General features: G+C 72.9%; 18 protein-coding genes. 8 read left to right on the forward strand and 10 right to left on the reverse strand.

Annotated features, from left to right (window positions below; genetic code table 11):
- The first annotated feature begins 30 nt into the window (after positions 1 to 30).
- Positions 31 to 1,674: a PucR family transcriptional regulator gene (locus NON19_RS14345; RefSeq protein ID WP_255928003.1), complete on the forward strand. Its 1,644-nt coding sequence runs from the start codon at positions 31 to 33 to the stop codon at positions 1,672 to 1,674.
- 139 nt (positions 1,675 to 1,813) lie between these two features.
- Positions 1,814 to 2,539 (forward strand): hypothetical protein, encoded by a 726-nt coding sequence (locus NON19_RS14350; RefSeq protein WP_255928076.1) that lies wholly within the window; start codon positions 1,814 to 1,816, stop codon positions 2,537 to 2,539.
- 362 nt (positions 2,540 to 2,901) lie between these two features.
- On the opposite strand, the gene NON19_RS14355 is transcribed toward NON19_RS14350, so the two are convergent.
- A complete protein-coding gene (locus tag NON19_RS14355; RefSeq protein ID WP_372514130.1) occupies positions 2,902 to 3,633 on the reverse strand; it encodes a GntR family transcriptional regulator in 732 nt (243 codons plus the stop codon).
- A 164-nt stretch (positions 3,634 to 3,797) separates the two neighbouring features.
- Here NON19_RS14355 and NON19_RS14360 point away from each other — a divergent pair, with 164 nt between their 5' ends.
- Positions 3,798 to 4,625 (forward strand): (2Fe-2S)-binding protein, encoded by an 828-nt coding sequence (locus NON19_RS14360; RefSeq protein ID WP_255928004.1) that lies wholly within the window; start codon positions 3,798 to 3,800, stop codon positions 4,623 to 4,625.
- A gap of 198 nt (positions 4,626 to 4,823) precedes the next feature.
- Positions 4,824 to 5,915: a DUF2637 domain-containing protein gene (locus NON19_RS14365; RefSeq protein WP_255928006.1), complete on the forward strand. Its 1,092-nt coding sequence runs from the start codon at positions 4,824 to 4,826 to the stop codon at positions 5,913 to 5,915.
- A 159-nt stretch (positions 5,916 to 6,074) separates the two neighbouring features.
- Here the strand turns inward: NON19_RS14365 and NON19_RS14370 are convergent, their stop codons facing one another.
- Positions 6,075 to 6,551 carry an ATP-binding protein gene (locus NON19_RS14370; protein ID WP_372514131.1) on the reverse strand — a complete coding sequence of 159 codons (477 nt, stop codon included), beginning with the start codon at positions 6,549 to 6,551 and terminating at the stop codon, positions 6,075 to 6,077.
- Positions 6,552 to 6,783: 232 nt separating this feature from the next.
- Between NON19_RS14370 and NON19_RS14375 the strand changes: the two genes are divergently transcribed.
- On the forward strand, positions 6,784 to 9,831 hold the full coding sequence (locus NON19_RS14375) for an alpha-mannosidase (RefSeq protein ID WP_255928008.1): 3,048 nt from the start codon (positions 6,784 to 6,786) through the stop codon (positions 9,829 to 9,831).
- 184 nt (positions 9,832 to 10,015) lie between these two features.
- Here the strand turns inward: NON19_RS14375 and NON19_RS14380 are convergent, their stop codons facing one another.
- From NON19_RS14380 to NON19_RS14395, 4 genes are all read right to left on the reverse strand, one after another.
- Entirely contained in the window at positions 10,016 to 11,050 is a 1,035-nt protein-coding gene (locus NON19_RS14380) for a protein phosphatase 2C domain-containing protein (protein ID WP_255928010.1), read from the reverse strand.
- A gap of 198 nt (positions 11,051 to 11,248) precedes the next feature.
- Positions 11,249 to 11,791 carry a hypothetical protein gene (locus tag NON19_RS14385; protein ID WP_255928012.1) on the reverse strand — a complete coding sequence of 181 codons (543 nt, stop codon included), beginning with the start codon at positions 11,789 to 11,791 and terminating at the stop codon, positions 11,249 to 11,251.
- Positions 11,788 to 13,245 carry an ATP-binding protein gene (locus NON19_RS14390; RefSeq protein WP_255928014.1) on the reverse strand — a complete coding sequence of 486 codons (1,458 nt, stop codon included), beginning with the start codon at positions 13,243 to 13,245 and terminating at the stop codon, positions 11,788 to 11,790. Before NON19_RS14390 ends, NON19_RS14385 begins: the two co-directional genes overlap by 4 nt.
- Entirely contained in the window at positions 13,242 to 13,946 is a 705-nt protein-coding gene (locus NON19_RS14395) for a response regulator (RefSeq protein ID WP_255928016.1), read from the reverse strand. The genes NON19_RS14390 and NON19_RS14395 overlap by 4 nt, the downstream gene beginning before the upstream one ends.
- 119 nt (positions 13,947 to 14,065) lie before the next feature.
- Here NON19_RS14395 and NON19_RS14400 point away from each other — a divergent pair, with 119 nt between their 5' ends.
- On the forward strand, positions 14,066 to 14,881 hold the full coding sequence (locus NON19_RS14400; protein ID WP_255928018.1) for a polysaccharide deacetylase family protein: 816 nt from the start codon (positions 14,066 to 14,068) through the stop codon (positions 14,879 to 14,881).
- 251 nt (positions 14,882 to 15,132) lie between these two features.
- Here NON19_RS14400 and NON19_RS14405 read toward each other — a convergent pair whose 3' ends face one another.
- Positions 15,133 to 15,621 carry a methylated-DNA--[protein]-cysteine S-methyltransferase gene (locus NON19_RS14405; RefSeq protein WP_255928020.1) on the reverse strand — a complete coding sequence of 163 codons (489 nt, stop codon included), beginning with the start codon at positions 15,619 to 15,621 and terminating at the stop codon, positions 15,133 to 15,135.
- Between the two features lie 6 nt (positions 15,622 to 15,627).
- Complete coding sequence (locus tag NON19_RS14410; protein ID WP_255928021.1) at positions 15,628 to 17,049, reverse strand: AlkA N-terminal domain-containing protein; 1,422 nt, start codon at positions 17,047 to 17,049, stop codon at positions 15,628 to 15,630.
- 228 nt (positions 17,050 to 17,277) lie between these two features.
- Between NON19_RS14410 and NON19_RS14415 the strand changes: the two genes are divergently transcribed.
- Positions 17,278 to 17,403, forward strand: a complete 126-nt coding sequence (locus NON19_RS14415) for a hypothetical protein (protein WP_255928023.1) — start codon at positions 17,278 to 17,280, stop codon at positions 17,401 to 17,403.
- 163 nt (positions 17,404 to 17,566) lie between these two features.
- Here NON19_RS14415 and rsgA read toward each other — a convergent pair whose 3' ends face one another.
- Both rsgA and NON19_RS14425 read right to left on the reverse strand, forming a co-directional pair.
- A complete protein-coding gene (gene rsgA, locus NON19_RS14420) occupies positions 17,567 to 18,685 on the reverse strand; it encodes a ribosome small subunit-dependent GTPase A (protein WP_303653707.1) in 1,119 nt (372 codons plus the stop codon).
- 122 nt (positions 18,686 to 18,807) lie between these two features.
- Positions 18,808 to 20,013 carry a YihY/virulence factor BrkB family protein gene (locus NON19_RS14425; protein WP_255928027.1) on the reverse strand — a complete coding sequence of 402 codons (1,206 nt, stop codon included), beginning with the start codon at positions 20,011 to 20,013 and terminating at the stop codon, positions 18,808 to 18,810.
- Between the two features lie 18 nt (positions 20,014 to 20,031).
- Between NON19_RS14425 and NON19_RS14430 the strand changes: the two genes are divergently transcribed.
- Positions 20,032 to 21,690, forward strand: a complete 1,659-nt coding sequence (locus NON19_RS14430; RefSeq protein WP_255928029.1) for an acyl-CoA dehydrogenase family protein — start codon at positions 20,032 to 20,034, stop codon at positions 21,688 to 21,690.
- Positions 21,691 to 21,768 lie beyond the last annotated feature (78 nt).

Raw genomic sequence — 21,768 nt, forward strand, 5'->3', positions numbered from 1 at the left:
AAGAGCGTCATTCAAGACAAGGCGAGAACGATGCGGCTGCGCACACTGCTGGACACCGAGGCGCTGGGCCTGCGGCTGCTCTGCGGCGAGGAGGAGCTGGACCGTACGGTCCGTGGCGTGATGACCACCGACCTGCGGGATCCCAGCCGCTATCTGTCCGGCGGCGAGCTGGTGCTGACCGGCCTGGCGTGGCTGCGCGGTCCCGAGGACTGCGAGCCGTTCGTCCGCCGGTTGGCCGCCGCCGGGGTGGCCGCGCTGGCGGCGGGCGAGGCGGAGGTCGGCGGGGTGCCGCAGGACCTGGTGGACGCCTGCGCACGGCACCGGCTGCCGCTGTTCGCGGTGCACGAGCGGGTGGCGTTCGCGACGATCACCGAGCATGTGGTGCGGCAGGTCTCCACCGAGCGCGCCGGGGATCTGGCGGCCGTGGTGGAGCGGCACCGCAGGCTGATGTCGGCCGGTCCGGCGGGCGGCGGGCCGGACGCGGTGCTCGATCTGCTCGTCACCGATCTCGACCTGCGCGCCTGGGTGCTGTCGTCCACCGGGCGCCGTATCGCGGGCTGCGCGCCCGAGCTGCCGGACCAGATCCGCGCCGAACTGGCCGGAGAACATCTTGCGGCGTCCCGGACCGGGCGTCCCGCACCGCACCGGGTGCAGGTCGGCGGGCGGGTCTTTTCGGTCTTCGCGATCAGGGGCGCCGAGACGGATCCGCGCGCCACCGTACTTTCCGACTGGCTGCTGGCGGTCGAGGCGGACGCGGGCGACTGGCCCGCCGAGCGGCTCGACCTGCTGCACGGGGTGACCCAGCTGATCGCCGTCGAGCGGGACCGGCAGGACGCGGCGGGCGCGGTACGCCGCCGCCTGGCGCACGAGGTGCTGGAGCTGGTGCAGACCGGCGCGCCGCCCGCCGAGGTGGCGGCCCGGCTGCGGGTCGCCGCCCCGGTGCTGCTGCCGGGTGCGGGCGCGGCGCCGCACTGGCAGGTGGTGGTGGCCCGGGTGGACTGGGAGGGCGGCGAGCCGCCCGGTGGGCCGGTGGCCCAGGCGCTGCTGGAGGAGATCCTGGTGGACCCGGCCTCCGCGGGCACCGACCCGGCCGACCGGATCGCCGTGGCGCACAGCGACGACGAGGCGATGGCACTGCTGCCGCTGCCGACCGCCGGGCCGGACGAGCAGCAGTCCGCGGGGCTGCGTGCGGAGGAGCTGCTGCGCACGGTGGCGGCGCCGCTGGCCCGCGGCCTGGACGGTGACGGTCGGCTGACCATCGGGGTGAGCGCCTGCGTCCACTCCGCCGAGGGGCTGCGCGGCGCCCTGGAGGAGGCCCGGCACGCCCGCCGGGTGGCCGCCGCCCGGCCCGGGCGGGTGTGCGTGGCGGGGCACGAGGAGCTGGCCTCGCACGTGCTGCTGCTGCCGTTCGTACCGGACGACGTCCGACGGGCCTTCACCGCACGGCTGTTGGACCCGCTGCGCGCGTACGACCGGCGGCACCGGGCCGAACTCATCCCGACCCTGGAGGCGTTCTTGGACTGCGACGGGTCCTGGACCCGCTGCGCGACGCGGCTGCACCTGCACGTCAACACGCTGCGCTACCGCATCGGCCGGATCGAGCAGTTGACCAGCCGCGACCTGTCGCGGCTGGAGGACAAGGTGGACTTCTTCCTTGCGCTGCGCATGAGTTGAGCCGGTACGGCGTACGGGGGAACCCGCCGAACACCCTCTTGCTGGGCGCCGGGAGGCGTGCTGAACTTCGCCTACCGACGGCGCGCGGGAGGGGACTGTGGCAGACGCCTCCAAGGCGGAGACGCACAAGACCAACGGCATCGCGCCCGGTGGCCGGCCTGATCCGCCCGCGGTGTGGCGGCTGCGGTCGCGCGGGTGCTGGACCGAGGCGGCGGCACTGCTGAACGGCGAGGGCTCGCCGCACACCGCGCTGCGCCGGGCGGCGCTGCTGATCGAACGGTGTGTGTTCACCGGTGAGGGATGGGCCGAGGCGGAGGACGCGCTGCGGAGCGCTGAGGCGCTGGCCGGGACGGACGAGGAGCGCGGGCGCGCGGCCTGTGAGCGGGGGCAACTGGCCTATACGGCGACCATGTTCGGGGTACGCGACCGCTCCGACGAGGCCCACTCGGCGCTGGGCCGCGGTGCGGCCCTGCTGGCGCCGGGGGCGGCGGACCGGGCGCTGCTGGATTTCCGGCGCGGAATGCTGGCGGAGAACCTCTCCGGTGACCCGGCGGGTGCGCGGCTCGCCTATCGGCGCGCCCACGCGGGCGCCACGGCGCACGGTGACCGACTGCTGGCGTCCGCCACCTGGCGGCAGCTGGCCGGACTCGCCTTGCGGGACGGGGAGTTGGCCGAGGCGCGCTACGGGTTCACCGAGTCCCTGCGGATCCGCGAGGAGTTGGGCTATCTGATCGGCACGCCGCCAGCGTTGGTCTCCCTCGCGGAGGTGGAATCCGAGCCCGAGGCGAGTCGGCTACGCGCCGAGGCGACCCGCCTCTTCCGCCTCCTCGGCGGCCTACCCGTCTGGCTCCGCGACGCGCTGTAGCCTCCGGCTCGGTTGGCTGTTGGGGCTGCGGCACGCCTCCGGCGCGGTGGGTCGTTGGGGGGGCTGCGGCCGGTTCGGGACCGCCGGGCTTTTTGTGTCTGGTTGCTCGCCGTCGCGGCGGTTCTAATCTTCGGGGGCAAGCCCCCGAACCCCCTGACGATGCCCGACTTCGGGGGCCATGGGGGCCTGCCCCAAACCCGCGCCGCGCGGGGGCGTGGGGGCTTGCCCCCACAAAAAGTCCGCCGCGACGGCGAGCAACCGTACTCAAGGAGCCCGGCGGTCCCGAACCGGCCGCAGCCCCCCCCAACGACCCACCGCGCCGGAGGCGTGCCCCAACCCAACGACCCACCGCGCCGGAGGCGTTACGTGAAGTGGTCGCGGATGAGGGACTCGGCCGCGGCCGAGTCGCCCGCCGCGAGGGCGTCCAGCAGGGCCACATGCTGAACGGCGTCAGCCAACAACTCCGCCCCCCGCGGAGCGGACAGCGCACGCCGGTGCAACTGCTCGGCGACCGCCACGAGTTGGGAGTTCCCAGCGAGGCCGAGCACCGCACCGTGGAACGCGCGGTCCGCCTCCGCGTAGGCGGCCCGGTCGCCCTCCGCCGCGGCGGACACCGTCGCCTCGGCGAGTGGGCGCAGCGTCTCCCACCGGTTGGCGGGCACCGTGCCCGCCAACCGCAGCATCACCGGCACCTCCAGCAGCGCACGCACCTCGGCCAGCTCGGCCAGGTCCCGCGCGGAGCGCTCGGCCACCCGGAAGCCGCGGTTCTGGACGACCTCCACCGCCCCTTCCCTGACCAGCTGCTGCATCGCCTCCCGCACCGGAGTCGCGGACACCTCGAACCGCTCGGCGAGCGCGGGCGCCGAGTAGACCACCCCTGGCCGCAACTCCCCGGTGACCAACGCGTCCCGCAGCCCGCGCAGCACCTGGTCGCGCAGCGACAACCGCTCCGGCAGCCGGCGCGGTGGTTCCGGCTCGTCATACGGGTGCGCCCCGCGCGCCCCGCCGGTCTCCCCCGGCGTGGGCCGCCCCTGGTCCGGCACCCGTACCGGCGCCCCGGCGCCGCGTGTGCGCGGCCGCGCGCCCCGTTCCACCGGCGCCTCCTCCTGTCCGTCAGCCCGTCCCGCTACGTCATTCGTACGGGCGAATGCCTCCTATTTCACCACTCGACACCAGCGGCCCACATCGACGGCACTCCGGACACGGTTCAGCTAAGGTAAGGCTTCCCTGCGTGGATCTCTGTCAGGACGGTTCACCCATGCCCACGGCAACGCTCCGCCGCACCTCGCCGCTCGCCGCGGCCTACGCGCGCCTGGCCGAGGTCCGCGCGGGGCCGCGGGTCACCGAGGAGCCGCCGCGCACCGCGGGCGACTGGCTGGGGGCGCGCCAACTGGCCGAGGGCGGCAGCGCGCTGGACACCTTCCTGGCCGGGGAGGAGACCCGGCTCCTACGTGAGCACGGCGCGCGGCCGCGCCCCCATGTGGTGGCGAGCCTGGGCTTCCACCGCTATGTCTGGCCCGCGTGCCTGCTGTTCACCGTGCCGTGGTTCCTGCACCGCAGGGTCCCCCGGCTGCAGGTTGGCGATGTGTCGTTCCACCGGACGTCCGGACGGATGACCGTGCGCACCGGCGACCTGCTGTGCCTGCCGGACGATCCGGCGGCCGGATGGCCGGGGGCGCGGACCGTACCGGACGCGGCGGCGCTACGGCAGGCGCTGCGCGAAGCGGTCGCCGAGCACGTCGGGCCGCTGCTCGGCGCCTTCCGGACGCGCACCCGGCGCGGGCCGCACGCGTTGTGGGGGATGGTCTGCGACGAGATCACCGAGGGGCTGTGGCATGTCGCGCGGCTGCTCGGCGAGGAGGACCGCGCGGTCACCGAACTGGGCGCGCTCCTGCCTGGCGGCACTCCCCCGTACCCGGGTGGCGCCGGATTCCGGGCGCTGGGGCGCGGGCACACCCGGGACCGGCTGGCCTGCTGCCTGTTCTACACACTGCGCCCCGAAGACGCCTGCGCCACCTGCCCGCGCGCCCGCGAAGGCGACCGGATCTACCGAACCGGATTCGAAGCGGAACGACAAGCCAAATGATGGCCCGTCACCTGATAAGGTGCGTGCGATTGCCTCAACTCCCCTAATTCCGTTCGGTAGTTCGAGACTTCGCACACCGCCTCCCGCGACCGCCCGCTCATTGGCGTTCTCTTGTTCCGAAAACCCCTCGGGAAGCCCGGGTCATTCGCCAGGATGGCGCGCAGCGCGAAGACAAGCGAAACAAGGGAACCACCACAGATGACACTTACGGACATATCGCTGGATTGGACGCTGTCGGGCGCCGTAGGGCTGGCGATTCTGGCGGCCACGGGGACGGTGGTGGTGCGCGGCCGCCGAGCCAGGGCGGCACAAGGTGAGCAGCTCGACTCCTGGGAACGCGGGGAGGAACGGCGGCGGCACAAGGAGGCGGTGTACGGCAGCGCGTCGTACGTGCTGCTGTTCTGTTGCGCCGCGGTGGCGGCGGCGCTGTCGTTCCACGGCCTGGTCGGCTTCGGGCGGCAGAACCTGAGCCTGGGCGGCGGCTGGGAGTACCTGGTCCCGTTCGGCCTGGACGGCGCCGCCATGTTCTGCTCGGTGCTCGCGGTGCGCGAGGCCAGCCACGGTGACGCGGCCCTCGGCTCGCGCATGCTGGTGTGGACGTTCGCCGCGGCCTCCGCCTGGTTCAACTGGGTACACGCGCCACGGGGGTTGGGCCACGCCGGGGCGCCGGAGTTCTTCGCCGGGATGTCGCTGTCGGCCGCCGTGCTGTTCGACCGGGCGCTGAAGCAGACCCGCAGGGCCGCGCTGCGCGAGCAGGGGCTCGTGCCGCGGCCGCTGCCGCAGATCCGTATGGTGCGCTGGCTGCGCGCACCGCGCGAGACCTATCGCGCCTGGTCGCTGATGCTGCTGGAGAACGTCCGCTCCCTGGACGAGGCGGTCGAGGAGGTCCGCGACGACCGCCGGGAGAAGGAGCGCAACCGCAGGCGCCGCCGGGACCAGGACCGGCTGGAGCGCGCCCGCATCAAGGCGATCACCCGCCAGCACCGCGGCTGGGGCACCCACCGCGGTGGCCGCCAGGTGGAGCTTCCCCCGGCCGCCCAGGGCACCGCCGCGCCGGAGACCGGCACCGGTGCCAGCGGCGGCGCGCCCGCCGCCAAGGTCGAGCTAGCGGAGCCCGTCATAGCCGAGGCGGCAGAGCTCCCGGTACGCCCCCGCCCGGCGCTGCAGTCCATCACCGGTGACTCCGGCCCGGCGGTGGTCGACCTGACCGCCGAGGACGACACCCAGGCGCTGCCGAGGCTGGATTCGCTGGAGGCCAAACTCAAGGACCTTGAGCGGCAGTTCGGCTGAGCCCCTACCGTCCACGGCCCGTGCCGTCCGAGCCCGCGCGTCCGCGCGGGACGCGGCCCGCAGAAACCGTTCGCTGAACCCGGTCCCCGCGCGACACTCCGCGCGGGGACCGACGCGTTCAGCCCAGGCCCGTCCTCAGAGCCAGGGCACGCTCAGGCCTCAGGCGGATGCCGCCGCCAGCTCGAACCACACGGTCTTGCCCAGCCGCTGCACCCGCACTCCCCAGGCGTCCGCCAGTTCCCTGACCAGCAGCAGCCCGCGCCCGGACGGCGTGTGGTCGCTCGCCTGCCGGGGCTGCGGGCGGCGGGCGCTGAAGTCGCGCACCTCGACCCGCAACCGGCGCTCGGTGCCGCTGGTGAGCGTCGCGGTGAACAGCGCCCCCTGATCCGTGTGCACCAGCGCGTTGGTCACCAGTTCGCTGGTGAGCAGCTCGGCCGTGTCGACCAGGCCGGGCACCTCCCAGCGCCGTAACTGGTCCCGCAGCAGCGCGCGTACCTCCCCTACGGCGGGCAGATCGGCACGCCGTAGCTGGCGGCGCAACTCCCGCCGGTGTGTGGTGCGTTGGGTCCCCCGGGCGCCGCGTACCGCGTGCGCACCCCGGGATATCCGGGACCCCCGCGATCCATGGGACGCCACACCGGCATCCCGTATCCCCCGTTCCCCTGCCAATCGATCCATCGATTCCGCTCCGGCCCCCGTCACGTGTCCGTCCCCCTTCGAACGTGCGTCGCGGAATACATTCCCACCCGATCGCGGCCCACTCCCCGCGAACCGGATGTCTTGTCGCAGACCGTATGGGTCGCCCCGCCGGTACGGGGAATGGTCCCCTGGGGGAACGGGACGCTGGCGCAGTCCGGGAGGAGCCGCTATGCACGACGATCGCCTGCTGGTCGAGCAACGTCTGGAACGGGCGCTCGCCCAGTTCATCAGGGACGCGGTGTATTCGGCGCGCACCCCGATGACGGTGCGCGCCTGGCATGTGCGGGGCGAGCCGGTGCCGGTGGAGGAGGCGCTGAAGGCCAGCTACGAGCCGTTCTCGCCGGGCGAGCGGTGGGGCGCTCCGTGGTCCACGAGCTGGTTCCGGATCGAGGGCACGGTGCCGCGGGAGTGGGCGGGACGCCGGGTGGAGGCACTGCTCGATCCGGGGTTCACCGGGGTGCACCCGGGGTTCCAGGCGGAGGGACTGGTCTACGACTCGGAGGGCGTGCCGATCAAGGGCGTCCATCCACGCAACCGCCAGGTGCCGGTGGGCTCACCGGTGCGGGGCGGCGAGCCGCTGCGGCTGCTGCTGGAGGCGGCGGCGAACCCGCAGGTGCTGCGGGACTTCCGGCCGACCCGGCTGGGCGACATCACCACCGCGGGGGACGAGCCGCTGTACCGGTTCGGTTCGGCGCAGCTAGCGGTGCTGGACGAGAACGTGTGGCATCTGGTCTTCGACATCGAGGTGCTGTCGGAGCTGATGCATGAGCTGGCCGTCGACGATCCGCGCCGCCATGAGGTCCTGCGCGCCCTGGAACGCGCACTGGACGCGCTGGACCTGCACGATGTCGGCGGCACGGCGGTGGCCGCCCGGGCCGAGCTGGCCGAGGTGCTGGCCCGTCCCGCGCACGCCAGCGCCCATCGGCTGACCGCCACCGGGCACGCCCACATCGACTCCGCATGGCTGTGGCCGCTGCGCGAGACGGTGCGCAAGGCGTCCCGTACGTTCGCCAATGTCACCGATCTGGTGCGGGAGTACCCGGAGTTGGTGTTCTCCTGCTCCCAGGCGCAGCAGTACGCATGGGTCAAGGAGCACCAGCCGCACATCTGGGAGCGCATCAAGAAGGCGGTGGCAAGCGGCAACTGGGCGCCGGTGGGTTCGATGTGGGTGGAGTCGGACGCCAACATGCCGGGGGGTGAGGCGCTGGCCCGGCAGATCACCCATGGAAAGCGGTTCTTCCTTGAGGAACTGGGCGTCGACACCCAGGAGATCTGGCTGCCCGACTCCTTCGGCTACACCGCCGCGTTTCCGCAACTCGCCAAGTTGGCCGGGGTGCGCTGGTTCCTCACCCAGAAGATGTCCTGGAACCAGTCGAACAGGATGCCGCACCACACCTTCTGGTGGGAGGGCATCGACGGCACCCGGGTGTTCACCCACTTCCCGCCGGTCGACACCTACAACTGCGAGATGCGCGCGGCGGAACTCGCGCACGCGGTAAGGAACTTCGCCGAGAAGGGACTGGCGACGCATTCACTGGTGCCCTTCGGCTACGGAGACGGCGGCGGCGGGCCGACCCGGGAAATGCTGGAGAAGGCACGGCGGCTGCGTTCCCTGGAAGGGGCACCGCGGGTGACCGTGGACCGGCCGTCGGCGTTCTTCACCGCGGCCGAAGCGGAATACGGCGAGCGGGCTCCGGTGTGGTCCGGTGAGATGTACCTGGAACTGCACCGCGCGACGTACACCACCCAGGCCAAGACCAAGCAGGGCAACCGGCGCGCCGAACACCTGCTGCGGGAGGCCGAGTTGTGGGCCGCCACGGCCGCGCTGCGGGTGCCGGGGTACGGCTACCCGTACGACGAACTGGACCGGATCTGGAAGACCGTGCTGCTGCACCAGTTCCATGACATCCTGCCGGGCAGTTCGATCGCCTGGGTGCACCGGGAGGCCCGGGACACCTATGAGCGGGTGCGCGCCGAGTTGGAGCGGATCATCGACGGCGCGGTCGCGGCGCTGGGCGAGGGGGGCACGGCACTGTTCAACGCCTCGCCGTACCCCCGCGCGGAGGCCGTGACGCTGCCCGACGGGCGCACCGTGTGGGCCGAGGTGCCCGCGCTGGGGGCGGCCGGGGTGGCCGAACCGCCGCGCGGGGTACGGGTGGCGGCGCGCACCGGTTCGGGAGGACACGTACTGGAGAACGACCGGCTGCGGGTGGCGATCGACTCCGACGGACTGCTCGGCTCGGTGTACGACAAGGCGGCGGACCGCGAGGTGCTGGCGCCCGGCTGCCGGGGCAACCTGCTGCAGATCCACCCGGACCATCCCAACAAGTGGGACGCCTGGGACATCGACCGGCACTACCGGCGCAAGCACACCGACCTGACCGTCGCCGAGTCCGTGACGCTCGCCGCGTCGGGACCGCTGCGCGCGGTGGTGCGGGTGGTACGCGAGTTCGGGCGCTCGCGGGTGGTGCAGGACATCGCGCTACGGGCGGGCAGCGCGCGGCTGGACATCACCACCGAGGTCGACTGGCACGAGTCGGAGAAGGTGCTCAAGGCCGCGTTCCCGCTCGACGTACACGCCGAACGGGCGGCGTCCGAGATCCAGTTCGGGCATGTGTACCGGCCGACGCACACCAACACCAGTTGGGACGCTGCCCGGTTCGAGACCTGTGCGCACCGCTGGACGCATGTCGCCGAGCCGGGTTACGGCGTGGCGGTGCTCAACGACTCGACGTACGGCCATGACATCGGCCGTGGCGCCGGTGCGGCGGGGAGCGTCACCACGGTTCGGCTGACGCTACTGCGGGCGCCGCACAGCCCGGACCCGGAGACCGACCAGGGCACCCACCGGTTCGGCTACGCGCTGCTGCCGGGCGCGGGGATCGGGGACGCGGTGGCCGAGGGGCTCGCGGTCAACCTGCCGTTGCGCCCGGCGGCGACCGGTGCGCCGGTCGAGCCGTTGGTCGCGGTGGACGATCCGGCGGTCACCGTCGAGTCGGTCAAGCTGGCCGACGACCGCTCAGGCGATGTGGTGGTACGGCTCTACGAGTCGCGCGGCGGCAGGGCGCGCGCCACGCTCACCGCCGGGTTTCCGGTGAGCCGGGCGGACGCCACCGATCTGCTGGAGCGGCCGCGGGAGCCCGCTGCCGTGGACGGCGGCCGAATCGCGGTGCGGTTGCGGCCGTTCCAGATCCTCACCCTGCGGCTGAGGCCTTGAGCCTTCCGGCGGATCGTGAGGGCGGGCGGCTGGCGGCCGCGCGCGACCGCCGGTCCGCGCCGCTGTGGTTGCTCACCGTCGCGGCGGACTTCCGTGGGAGCGGCCCTTCGGCACCCGGTGCGGAGTTTTGTTGTGGCCAAGCCCCCAATCCCCTTGAGGGAAGCGCCCAATCCGCGGCGGGGGTTCAGCTCTCCCACACGGCGACGGCCGTGCGGTCATCGGCGTAGCCCTTGACGCGGGTGGCGGTGTCGGCCAGGAACGCGGCGAGGCCGGGCGGTTGGTCCGCCCGGCCCCAGCGCCGTGCGAGGTGTTCGGACAACTCCGGTGTCTCCCGCAGCGGGTCGGCGAGTCCCGCGCTGCACAGCAGCAACGTCTCTCCGCGCTGTGCCACCGACGCGCGGAACCGGAACCGGGTGCCCGCCTCCTCGGTTTCCGCGTCGGGGTCCAGGTCCTGCCACTGGCCAGCGCGCAACCGGAACAGGCCGCCGGGACCCAGACCGAAGAACACCCGGGTGCGGCAGTCGGGATCCACCGGCAGCAGCAGACAGCGCAGCGACACCACGAACTCACCGCAGGGCGCGGACGGTTCGCCGTCGGCGTGCGGCTTTCCGTAGGCCCGGGCGGTGAGGCGGCGCAGCCCGGACTTGAGCGCGCCGCGCTGTCCCGACCGTATGTCCTCGGCGAGCCGGGGCACGTTGCGGCCCACCGCGCTGCCGAGGGCATGGCAGGCGTCACGGGCGGCACGCGGCGCGTCATCGGCGGCCCGGGCGCCGCCCGCGACGGCGATGAACAGCAGTGCGTCGTCCCCGGTGCCGAACCGGGCGGTGAGCAGGGCGTCGGTGCGCGGTGCCCCGCGGTAGCGGGCGGAGTCGCCGCGACCGGAGGCGGCGCGCACCGTCAACCGGCCGTAGTGCGCGCCGTCGAGCACGGTGTCCGGTACCAGGTCGGTCAACCGGTCGGGATCGGCGCACGGCCAGGCGGTCGGCTCCGCGTCGTAGGTGGGCGGCCGGTCCCCCAGGTGGATGACCTGCTCCGGTGGCCGCTGCGCGGGCAGCGGCGGGCGTACCGGCGCGCCTTCGAAGGCCCGCCGGACGGTGGCGAAGTGCTCGTCGAGCGAGCCGACCGGCGGCTCGCCGTGCGGATCCGTGGCTCCGTCGTCGGCATAGAGCCGCCGCCACCACGCGTCGTCATGGTGGTGCTGCTGCCCCAGATGACTCATGTCCCTATTGTCCGCAGGGACGCGGCCACGGAAACCCGGTTCCCCGAACGGGGGTACGTTCGAACACGACGGTGCCCCCGGCGGGGGTTGCTCGCCGTGCTGACGGATGGTTCTTTCGGCGCAGGTCCCCCAAGCGCCCGGCGCCTTGCGCGCGTTGCTCGTGCGGCGGGCAGGATTGAGGGCCGTCCCCATGAAGCCCTACGGCGCCGTGGTCGCCGGGGCGGGAGTCGGCGGGGTGGAGGGGACCGCGCAGCGGAGGGGGCCTCGGGTGGTGTGGCCGCTGGCGACGCGGACGTCGATGTCGGCGGTGGTGCCGACGCCCTCCTTGGCGGCGGCGTTGGCCGCCGTACACGTCAACTGGCTGATCGCGTTCGGGGTGAGCCGGGTGACATCGGTGGACATCACGATCCGCACCTGCTTGTCACCGGTGATGACCTTGGCCACCCCGATCGGCGGCGCCAGTTCCGTGGTCATGCCGCGGGCGATCTCCGCGCTGTTGGGGCCGCCGAGCAGCAGGTCCAGGGTCTCCTGGGGGCCGACCGGTCCTGACGCGGGCCGGGTGACCGACTGCAGGCCGGTCGGCGAGACGAAGTACAGCCGCACCGTGGCCTGCGGATGGACGCCCGTCGCGGGCACCCCGGCCTCGATCACACCGGTGGGCTGGATGCCGCAGCCCGCGAGCGCGCCGAGCGCCACCATCCCCGAGGCGGCGGCCGTCAGCCGCCGGTTCGCCGTTCTCACTGTTCCTCTCCGCCCTGGGCGCGCAGCGGCAGGTCCACGGTGAACACCGCACCGCCCTCCGGCCGATTGGCGGCGCGCAGTTCGCCGCCGTGCAGCCGTACGTTCTCCTCGGCGATGGCCAGTCCGAGGCCGCTGCCCTCGGAGCGGGCGCGGGCCGCGTCGGCCTTGTAGAACCGCTCGAAGATGTGCGGCAGCACCTCGTCCGGTATGCCGGGGCCGTTGTCGGCCACCTCGATCAGCAGGCGCCCAGCCCTGGTCGCGAGTCGGATCCGTACCGGTGCGCCGCCGTGCCGCAGCGCGTTGCCCACCAGGTTGGCGACCACCACGTCGATGCGCCGCGGGTCGAGCACCGCCCTTACGCCACCGGGCAGTTGGGCCTCGACCTGGTCCTGCCAGCCGCGGGCCTGCAGGGACTTGCGCACCGTCTCCGCCGCGTCCACCTCGTCGAGGTGCAAGGCGGCGGCTCCGGCGTCGAACCGGGAGACCTCCATCAGGTCCTCGACCATCCGCGCCAGTTTCGCCGTCTCCTCGCTCACCAGCCGCACGGCCGCCGCGGTGTCCGGGTCGAGCGTCGCCGCGTCCTCGTCCAGCACATCGGTGACCGCGGTCATCGCGGCCAGCGGGGTGCGCAGTTCATGGGAGACGTCGGAGGCGAAGCGCCGGGCGGTGGCCTCCAGGCGGCGCAGTTCGATCATGTTCTCCTCCAGCGTGGCGGCCATGTGGTTGAACGTGCGGGAAAGTTCGGCGAGTTCGTCGCCGCCGCGCACGTCGAGCCGGGTGTCCAAGCGGCCCGCCGCGATGTCCCCGGCGGCCTTGCGCAGCCTGCGCACCGGACGGAGCACGCCCTGTGCGGCGAGCAGCGCGGGGACCAGTGCGAGCGCGAGGGCGGGCACCGCGCCGCGCTCCGCGGCCTTGATCAGCGCGCCGGTGTTGGCCTGTTCGGCGGTGAGCGGCAGTTCCGCGTAGACGGCGAGGCCGGACTGGGCGCGCCCGGTGCCCGCGTACGACACCGGCATGCCGATGGCCAGCCACGGCTGGCCGTTCTTCATCACCCGCTGGAAGACCGGCACGCCCTTGCCGGTCACCGCCGCGCGCAATTCGGGGGTGATGGCGGTGCTGGTGTTGGCCGGGCGCTGTGGCAGCAGCGGGCCGTTCTGGAAGCTGGCGTACGCCTGCCAGTTCTGCGCCTGGCCGCCGCCGTCGAGTTGGGCGGCGAAGTGCTGGAGGTCGCTGGCGCTGGGCGGGAAGGGCAGGTCGGGGGCGAGCGAGTTGACCTGGGAGCGCAGCGCGTTGATCGCGGTGTCCTGGCTGCGCTGCAAGATGGCCTTCCTGGCCTCCTGGAAGGTGAGCGCGGCGGTGGTCAGCGCACTGACCGCGGCGACCAGCAGGAACGCCACGGCGAGCCGTGCGCGCAGGCCCCGCGCGACCGACCAGCGGATGCGCGGCCGTCTCACAGCGGCCCGAAGCGGTAGCCGAAGCCGCGCAGGGTCTGGATGTACCTCGGGGAGCGCGGGTTGTCCTCCACCTTGGCGCGCAGCCGCATCACACAGGCGTCCACCAGCCGTGAGTCGCCATGGTAGCTGTGCTCCCAGACGCTCTCCAGCAGTTGCTGGCGGCTGAAGACCTGGCCGGGCGCGGCGGACAGGTAGAGCAGCAGCTTCATCTCGGACGGCGGCAGCGCGAGGTCCTCGCCGCCCTTGGTGACGATCAGCCCGGCGCGGTCGATGCTCAGGTCCCCGTAGGTCTCGACCGACGGGGGCATCAGCAGGCCGTTCGCCTCGTCGCCGTCGGCGGGTGCGGTACGGCGCAGCACGGCGCGGATGCGGGCCTCCAGCACCTCGCCGCGGGCGGGCTTGACGATGTAGTCGTCCGCCCCGGCCTCAAGGCCGAGGACCACGTCCATGTCGTCGCCGCGTGCCGTGAGCATGATGATCGGCAACTGCCTGGTGGCGCGGATGCGCCGGCACACCTCGAAGCCGGAGGCGCCGGGCAGCATCAGGTCGAGCAGCACCAGGTCGGGCCGGAACGTCTCCAGCACCGCCAGCCCGGCCTCACCGGTCGCGGCCGCCTCGATCTCGTGACCGCGACGGCGCAGGGCAAGGGTGACCCCGTGCCGCACCGCGGGGTCATCTTCGATCAAAAGCACTCGCGACATGCGTCAAGTATCGACGGGATTTATGAGCAAACGGTCACAAGCGGATCCATCACCGCGCTTGGTTCGTCTCCCCACAGGAATCGCGAGCGTAAGACCACAAACCGGAAAGGCCGGGGAACATGGTGCGGAAGGGAATTCGGGCAGCCAACGGGCGTGCGGCCGCGGCAGTGGTGGCGGCCCTGGCGGGGGCGGGGTTGCTGGCCGGTTGGTGGAGCGCCCAGGCGGGCGAGCCGACCGGCCCGGCGCCCAGGCCCGTCCGGTCCTCCGCGTCCGCCCCGGCGCCGATCACCGGCCAGACCTCAAGCCTGGACCCGTCGCTGCCCTCGCCCAAGGTCAACATGGACATCGCGCACGCCTCCGACAGCGGCGGCAGGGCGGTCAACATCACCATCGACGACGGCCCGGACCCGACCTGGACCCCGAAGGTGCTGAAGGTCCTCAAGGACAACGGCGTCAAGGCGACCTTCTGCATGATCGGCCCGAAGGCAGCGGCCCACCCCGACCTCGTCAGGGAAGTGGTGGCGGACGGCCACCGGCTGTGCGACCACTCGGTGTCGCACGACACGGCGATGGACCACAAGTCCGATGTCTACCAGAAGCAGCAGATACTCGACGCCGCCAAGGAGATCGAGAAGGCCTCCGGCGGGGTCAAGCCGATGTACTACCGGGCACCCGGCGGCGCCTTCACCCCGTACAGCAGGCAGATCGCCGCCGCGGCCGGGATGCGGCCGCTGGGCTGGAACGTGGACAGCAAGGACTTCGAGAAGCCGGGCACCGACACCATCGTGCGCACCGTGCTGGGCGAGTTGAGGAACGGCCCGACGATCCTCTTCCATGACGGCGGCGGCAACCGGGGCGAGACGGTAGCCGCGTTGGAGCGGCTACTGCCCCAACTGAGGCAGGAGGGCTACGGGTTCGGCTTCCCCGTCCACTGAGCAGGCCGGACGACGAACTACGCTGCGCAAACGGCGCCCCGAAGGGGCGCGGGGCTGTGTGCATGTGCGGCTCCGCCGCGTGGGCGCGACCAGCCACGATGGTGCCGCGGACAATCGACTTGGGGATTGCGGGGCTTGGGGGTCCGGGAGCTTGCCCCCGAAAAGGCATCCGCCGCGACGGCGAACACCCCCACGGCGCGGACCGGCGGCCCCAAACCGACCGCACCACCAGCCGAAGCGGGCCGCAGGTCTCAGAGCGCGCCCTCCAGTGCGAGCAGGGCGCGCTTGCGGTCGAGGCCGCCCGCGTAGCCGGTGAGGCTGCCGTCGGAGCCGACGACACGGTGGCACGGCCGGATGATCATCAGCGGGTTGGCGCCGACGGCGCCCCCGATCGCCCGCACCGCTCCCGGCGAGCCCGCCCTGGCGGACAGCTCCCGGTAGGTGACGGTGCTGCCGTACGGGATGGTGTCCAGCGCCTTCCACACCCGCTCGCGGAACTCGGTGCCGCGCGGCGCGAGCGGCAGGTCGAAGTCCGTCAACTCCCCCGCGAAGTACGCCCGAAGCTGCCGTTCCGTCTCGGCGAACGGGGTCGGATCGCGCCGCCACTGCGGCCGTACCGTCACCTCGCCGCGCTGTCCGCGCACGCTGACGGCGGTCAACGCGAAGCCGCGGCCTGGGAGTTCCTCGCCGACGAGGGTCAACTCTCCGAGGGGGCTGTCGATCGTGGTGTAGACGGTCATGGTGTCTCAGTCCTGTTCTCGTGCGGGGGACGCGGCCCGAAGGTGCCGTAGGGCGTAGGACCGCCAGGGGCGCCAGGCGTTCGCGTCCCGCGCGGTGGCGTTCTGGGTGGGCAGGAAGACGTCCGGATCGCCGAGCGCGCGCATCCGGATGTATCCGGCCGTCCACTCGTCGACCCCGGGCAGTGCGAGCAGCGCGGCCTGTGCCCGGTCGCGGTCCGCCCCGGGGTCGAGGCAGAGCGTGCCGTCCTCCACTGCGGCCGCCAGCGCCAGCACGGGCTTGGGCACATCGGCCGCGGCGAGGGTTCGGGTGGTCGGAAACAGATGGGTGAGCGAGCCGTCGGGTCCGCCGGGCAGCGGTTCGCCGTACCGGGCCACCAGCGCGGCGGCGCGGTCCGGGTGGCCGCCGAGCACGGCGCACACCGCGAGCTGGTGCGGGTCCGCCGCGCCCGGCGACCGCAGCCCGGGGGCACCGCGCACCAGCGGGGCCAGCAGCGGATCGGTGCCCAGGGCGGCGGTGACCGCCTCCGGGTCGGCGTCGAGGTCGAACAGGCCGCGCATCCGCTGCACGGCGGTGGTCAGGTCCCGCAGGTCGGCCAGTCGCAGCCGGCACTCCAGCCAGCGGCCCTCGCGGGCCTTCGCCCCCGGCTCGTCGACCTCGGCGATCCCCATCCCGTACGGCAGCCGCAGCGTGCGGCGGTAGGTGCGGGCGCCGGGCTCACCGGTGAGTTCCTCGACGCCGGGTACCGCCCGCCGGGCGAGCAGGTCGAAGACGGTGGTGTCGTACGGTCCGCGGTACGCGAGCCGCAGCGGCACCCCGGCGGTGGGCACCGCGGGGGTGCCGGACGGCGGTGTGGCGGCGACCCGCTGGCCGCGGGTCACGGCGCGCAGTTGGGTGGGGGTACGGGCGTAGATCTCCCGTATCGAGTCGTTGAACTGCCGTACGCTGGCGAATCCGGCGGCGAAGGCCACCTCGGTCACCGGCAGGTCGGTGGTCTGCAGCAGCACCCGCGCGGTCTGCGCCCGCTGGGCACGGGCCAGCGCCACCGGTCCCGCGCCGACCTCGGCGGTGAGCTGGCGGTGCACCTGGCGTTCGCTGTAGCCGAGCCGCGCGGCGAGCCCCACGACGCCGTCCCGGTCCACGACGCCGTCCCGGATCAGCCGCATCGCCCGGCCGACCAGGTCCGCCCTGACGTTCCACTCCGGCGAGCCGGGCACCGCGTCCGGGCGGCAGCGGCGGCAGGCGCGGTATCCGGCGCCCTGCGCTGCGGCGGCCGTCGGATAGAAGGTGACGTTCTCCCGCTTGGGGGTCACCGCCGGGCAGCTCGGTCGGCAGTAGATGCCGGTGGTCCGTACGGCGGTGAAGAACACCCCGTCGAACCGGCTGTCCCGGCTGCGTACCGCTTGGTATCCGGTCTCCACGTCGATCACACGACCCAGTCTGCGGCACCGCGGGCGTCCCGACTGGCGGAAATCGGACGTCGCCGTTCGGTCAGGCCCCACCCGGTGTCCGCCGCCGAGCAGGGCCGGGAACAGACTTGCGAGCGAGAACGGGTGTGAAATCACGGCGCGAGGGAAAGTCACGGGCACGGAGAAACCGTGAAGGGCACGTGAAGCCAGGGCCAACTGCCAGCCATGATCCACCCGTTGGAGGAACACATGGTGTATAGCGTCGTACTCGGCATCGTGATCGTCGCGCTCGGCGTGGGCAGCGTGGTCTACACGTTCTGGCACGAGGGCAGCCCGCTCACCTCCCGCCGCCGCCGTCACAACGGCGCGGGCTGAGGGGCGCCCAGCGGCCCGGCGGCCACGGGCGCCACCGGTCCGCTGCGCATCGGTGGCGCCCCGAAGAGGCGCGGGGCTGTGCTCATGTGCGGCTCCGCCGCGTGGGCGCGACCAGCCACAACGGTGCCGCAGACGAACGACGGCACATCCCCCAGCGGAGCGCCTAGCGCGGAGCGCGCCCCCGCTTCGCCTCGTACGCGGCGCGCCCCTGCGCCGACCGCCGCTTCCACTCCCGCCGCTGCTCGGCGCGCAGTCGCGCATCACTGCGCGCCGCGATCCACGCGTTCTCCCGCAGCAGCTTGCGGTAACTCTCCCAACGCCGGTGCGACAGCCTGCCGTCCGCCAGCGCGGCCAGCACCCCGCAGCCCGGTTCCGCCGCGTGCGCGCAGTCGTGGAACCGGCAGTCGCGGGCCAACTCCTCGATCTCCGCGAACACTCGCGCCACCCCGGACTCCGCGTCCCACATGCCGACGCCACGCAATCCCGGCGTGTCGATCAGCACCCCACCGCCGGGCAGCGGCAGCAGATCACGAGTGGTCGTGGTGTGCCTGCCCTTGCCGTCCGCGTCCCGGACCTCCCGCACCTGCTGGGCCTGCGCCCCCAACAGGGCGTTGGCCAAAGTGGACTTGCCCGCGCCGGACTGGCCGAGCAGCACCGACGTGCCCTGGGACAGGCTCGCGGTGAGCACGTCGAGGCCCGCGCCAGTGTGCGCGCTCACCGCGAGCACCTGGACGCCGGGCGCCGCGCCCTCGGTGTCCGCGAGCAGATGGCCGAGGTCCGGGTCCGGGACCAGATCGCACTTGGTGAGCACCACGAGCGGCTCCGCGCCGCTCTCCCAGGCGAGGGCCAGGAACCGTTCCACCCGGCCGAGATCGAGTTCGGCGGCGAGCGAGACGGCGATCACCGCGTGGTCGACGTTGGCCGCCAGCACCTGGCCCTCGGAGCGGCGGGTCGAGGTGTTGCGGACGACGGCGTTGGTGCGCGGCAGCACGGCACGGACCAGTGCCGGGTCGCCGCCGAGTTCGAGCGCCGCCCAGTCGCCGGTGCACACCCAGTGCAGCGGGTCGGGTGAGGAGACGGGCGCGATGGAGGCCGTGACCAGGCCGTGCGGTGTGGCGGCGGCGCACCGGTCGCCGTAGACGCGGGCGATGCGGGCCGGGATCAGTCCTTCAGCCGCGTAGGGAGCGAACGCGCTGTCCAGCGCGGTGTGCCAACCGTATTCGGAAAGCAGGGAGTTCACGATGGTCAACCTTCGACAAGAGCGGAGTGGAAGCGGTGACATGGCGTGCCGCCCGAACGCGGGCAGCGTGCAGCGCGGTGACGGTCATCGGTTCTCACCTCCGCTCTCATCGATCAGGGCCGCGCCAACTGCGCGGCCCCGCTCAGCCGTTGACATACGTGACGTTACGCATCGTCGGAATCGCCGTCCACCGGTTTCTCCCCCGGGCCGTCCGTCGCGGACGTGCCGTTCGCCGGAGGCTGGCGCTTGCGTCTGCCGCGCAGCCGGGCGCGCAGGTCGCGGTGCGGAAGGAAGTGCGCCCAGCGCTCGGGGAACTCCGCGGGCGGCTCGCCCTCGGGGCCGATCTCGTCGGTGGGGCTCTCGTGGTTGGCGGCGCGGCGGGCCTCCGCGCGGGCCACCACCTCCTCGGCCGCCCGCTCGTTCTCCCGGTCCCGTTCGGCGCGGGCCGCCGCGGTGGCCACCGACGGCCAGATGCGGTCGATGGCGGCGTTGACGGCCGCGCCGACCAGTACCGCGAAGGCCGACACGCCGATCCACAGCAGCACCGCGACCGGCGCGGCGAGCGATCCGTAGATCGTCGGCCCCTCGACCGTGTGGGTGAGGTAGATGCGCAGCAGGAAGCTGCCGAGCACCCACATCAGCAGGGCGACCAGCGCGCCCGGCATGTCCTCGATCCACCGCGAGCGCACCGGCACCGACACGTGGTACAGGGTGGTCAGGAAGGCGACCGAGAGGACCAGCACCACCGGCCAGTACAGGGCGTTGACGATGCCCGCGCTGTGCGGGACCAGGCTGATCACCGCCTCCGGACCGGCGACCAGCAGTGGCAGCACGACGGCGCCGACGATCAGGGCGATGATGTAGAGCAGGAAGGCCAGCAGCCGGGTGCGGATGATGCCGCGCCGCCCCTCCAGCCCGTACATGATCGTGATGGTGTCGACGAACACGTTCACCGCGCGGGAGCCGGACCACAGGGCGAAGATGAAGCCCAGCGAGATCACGTCCGCCCGGCCGGGCCGGAAGACGCTGTCGACCAGCGGCCGGACCAGTTGGTTGACGCCCTTGTTCGACAGCACGGTCGCCGAGGCGGTGAGGATGTTGTTCCGGATGTGTCCGACGGTGTCGGCGCGGATGGCGAAGTCGAGGTAGCCGATGGCGCCGACCAGGCCCAGCAGCAGCGGCGGCAGGGAGAGCAGCACGAAGAACGCGGCTTCCGCGGCGAGGCCGGTGACCCGGTACTCCATGCAGGAGTTGAACGTGTCCTTGACCAGCAGCCAGACGACCTTCCGTTTGGAAACGTTGCGGTACAGGGCCCGCGCTCTGTGCAACCGTCCACGTCTCGGCGGTGGTGTTCCCTCTGCTGCCTCCACCTGCCTACCGTAGCTGCCATGGCAGCCCCTACACACACGGTGACCAACCAGGCTCCGCCGCTGGTCACCTACGATGTCTACGCCTGTGACCCGGCACTGACCGAGGGCGTCGCACGGCACGCCGCGCCGGAGCGGCTGGATGAGATCACGGCCGAGCTGAGCGAGCTGGGCCGCGCGGCGGGCTCGGCGCAGGCCCAGCGCTGGGGTGAGGACGCGAACGCCTACCCGCCGGTGCTGCGCACCCATGACCGGTACGGGAACCGGGTCGACGAGGTCGAGTTCCACCCCAGTTGGCACCGGCTGCTCGGCCATGCCGTCTCGGCGGGCCTGACGGACGCCTGGTCCCGGCCCGACGGGCATCTGCGGCGCGCCGCCGGTTTCATCACCTGGACGCAGGTCGAGGCGGGGCACGGCTGCCCGCTGTCGATGACGCACGCGGCGGTGCCCACCCTGCGCCATGAGCCGTCGCTGGCCGCCGAGTGGGAGCCGCGGCTGGCCTCCCGGGTCTACGAGCCGGAGCTGCTGCCGCCCGACGAGAAGGCCGGAGCGCTGTGCGGCATGGGCATGACGGAGAAGCAGGGCGGTTCCGACGTACGGGCGAACACCACGCGGGCCGAGCCGCTGGCCGAAGCGGGAACGTATCTGCTGACCGGACACAAGTGGTTCTGCTCCGCGCCGATGTCCGACGCCTTCCTGGTACTCGCCCAGGCAACCCCCTCCAAAGGAGGACAAGGGGGCCTGACCTGCTTCCTGCTGCCGCGGGTGCTCCCCGACGGCACCCGGAACACGTTCGCCATCCAGCGGCTGAAGGACAAGCTCGGCAACCGCTCCAACGCCTCCAGCGAGGTGGAGTTCTCCGGCACCTGGGCGCGCCGGGTCGGCGAGGAGGGGCGCGGGGTCGCCACGATCATCGAGATGGTGGCGGCCACCCGGCTGGACTGCGTCTCCGGCTCGGCGGCGATCATGCGGCAGGCGGTGGCCCAGGCCATCCACCACACGGCGTACCGGGAGGCGTTCGGCGGGCCGCTGATCGACAAGCCGCTGATGCGCAACGTGCTGGCCGACCTCGCGCTGGAGTCGGAGGCGGCGACCACCACCGCGCTGCGGTTGGCCGCCAGCTATGACAGTGACAGCGAGCACGAGCGGAACCTGCGGCGGGTCGCCGTCCCGGTGGCCAAGTACTGGGTGACCAAGCGCTGCCCCGCGGTGGCGGGCGAGGCGCTGGAGTGCCTGGGCGGCAACGGGTACGTGGAGGAGTCGGGCATGCCGCGGCTGTTCCGCGAGTCGCCGCTGAACTCGATCTGGGAGGGTTCGGGGAACGTGCAGGCGCTCGACGTGCTGCGCGCGCTGCAACGCGAGCCCGACGCGCTCGGCGCGTTCCTCGGCGAGTTGGGGCTGGCGCGCGGCGCCGACCACCGGCTGGACGCCGCGATCAAGGACCTGTTGACCGAGCTGGCCGATCTGACGGGCATCGAGGCCCGCGCCCGCCGGGTGGTGGAGCGGATGGCACTGGTCCTGCAGGGGTCGCTGCTGGTGCGCTTCGCGCCCCCGCAGGTCTCCGACGCGTTCTGCGCGTCCCGCCTGGGCGGTGACTGGGGCACGGCCTTCGGCACGTTGCCGCACACGCTTGATCTGGCGTCGATCGTCAACCGGGCCCGCCCGGTCCCGCAGAGCTGACGCGCGCCCCGCTTCGGCGGCCACGGCTCGCGCCCTGGCCGCCTTCTGCGGTTTTGGCGTGAGGGCGCGCGTGGGGGC

Origin of the sequence: Streptantibioticus rubrisoli (assembly GCF_024436055.1) — a bacterium.
GTDB lineage: Bacteria > Actinomycetota > Actinomycetes > Streptomycetales > Streptomycetaceae > Streptantibioticus_A > Streptantibioticus_A rubrisoli.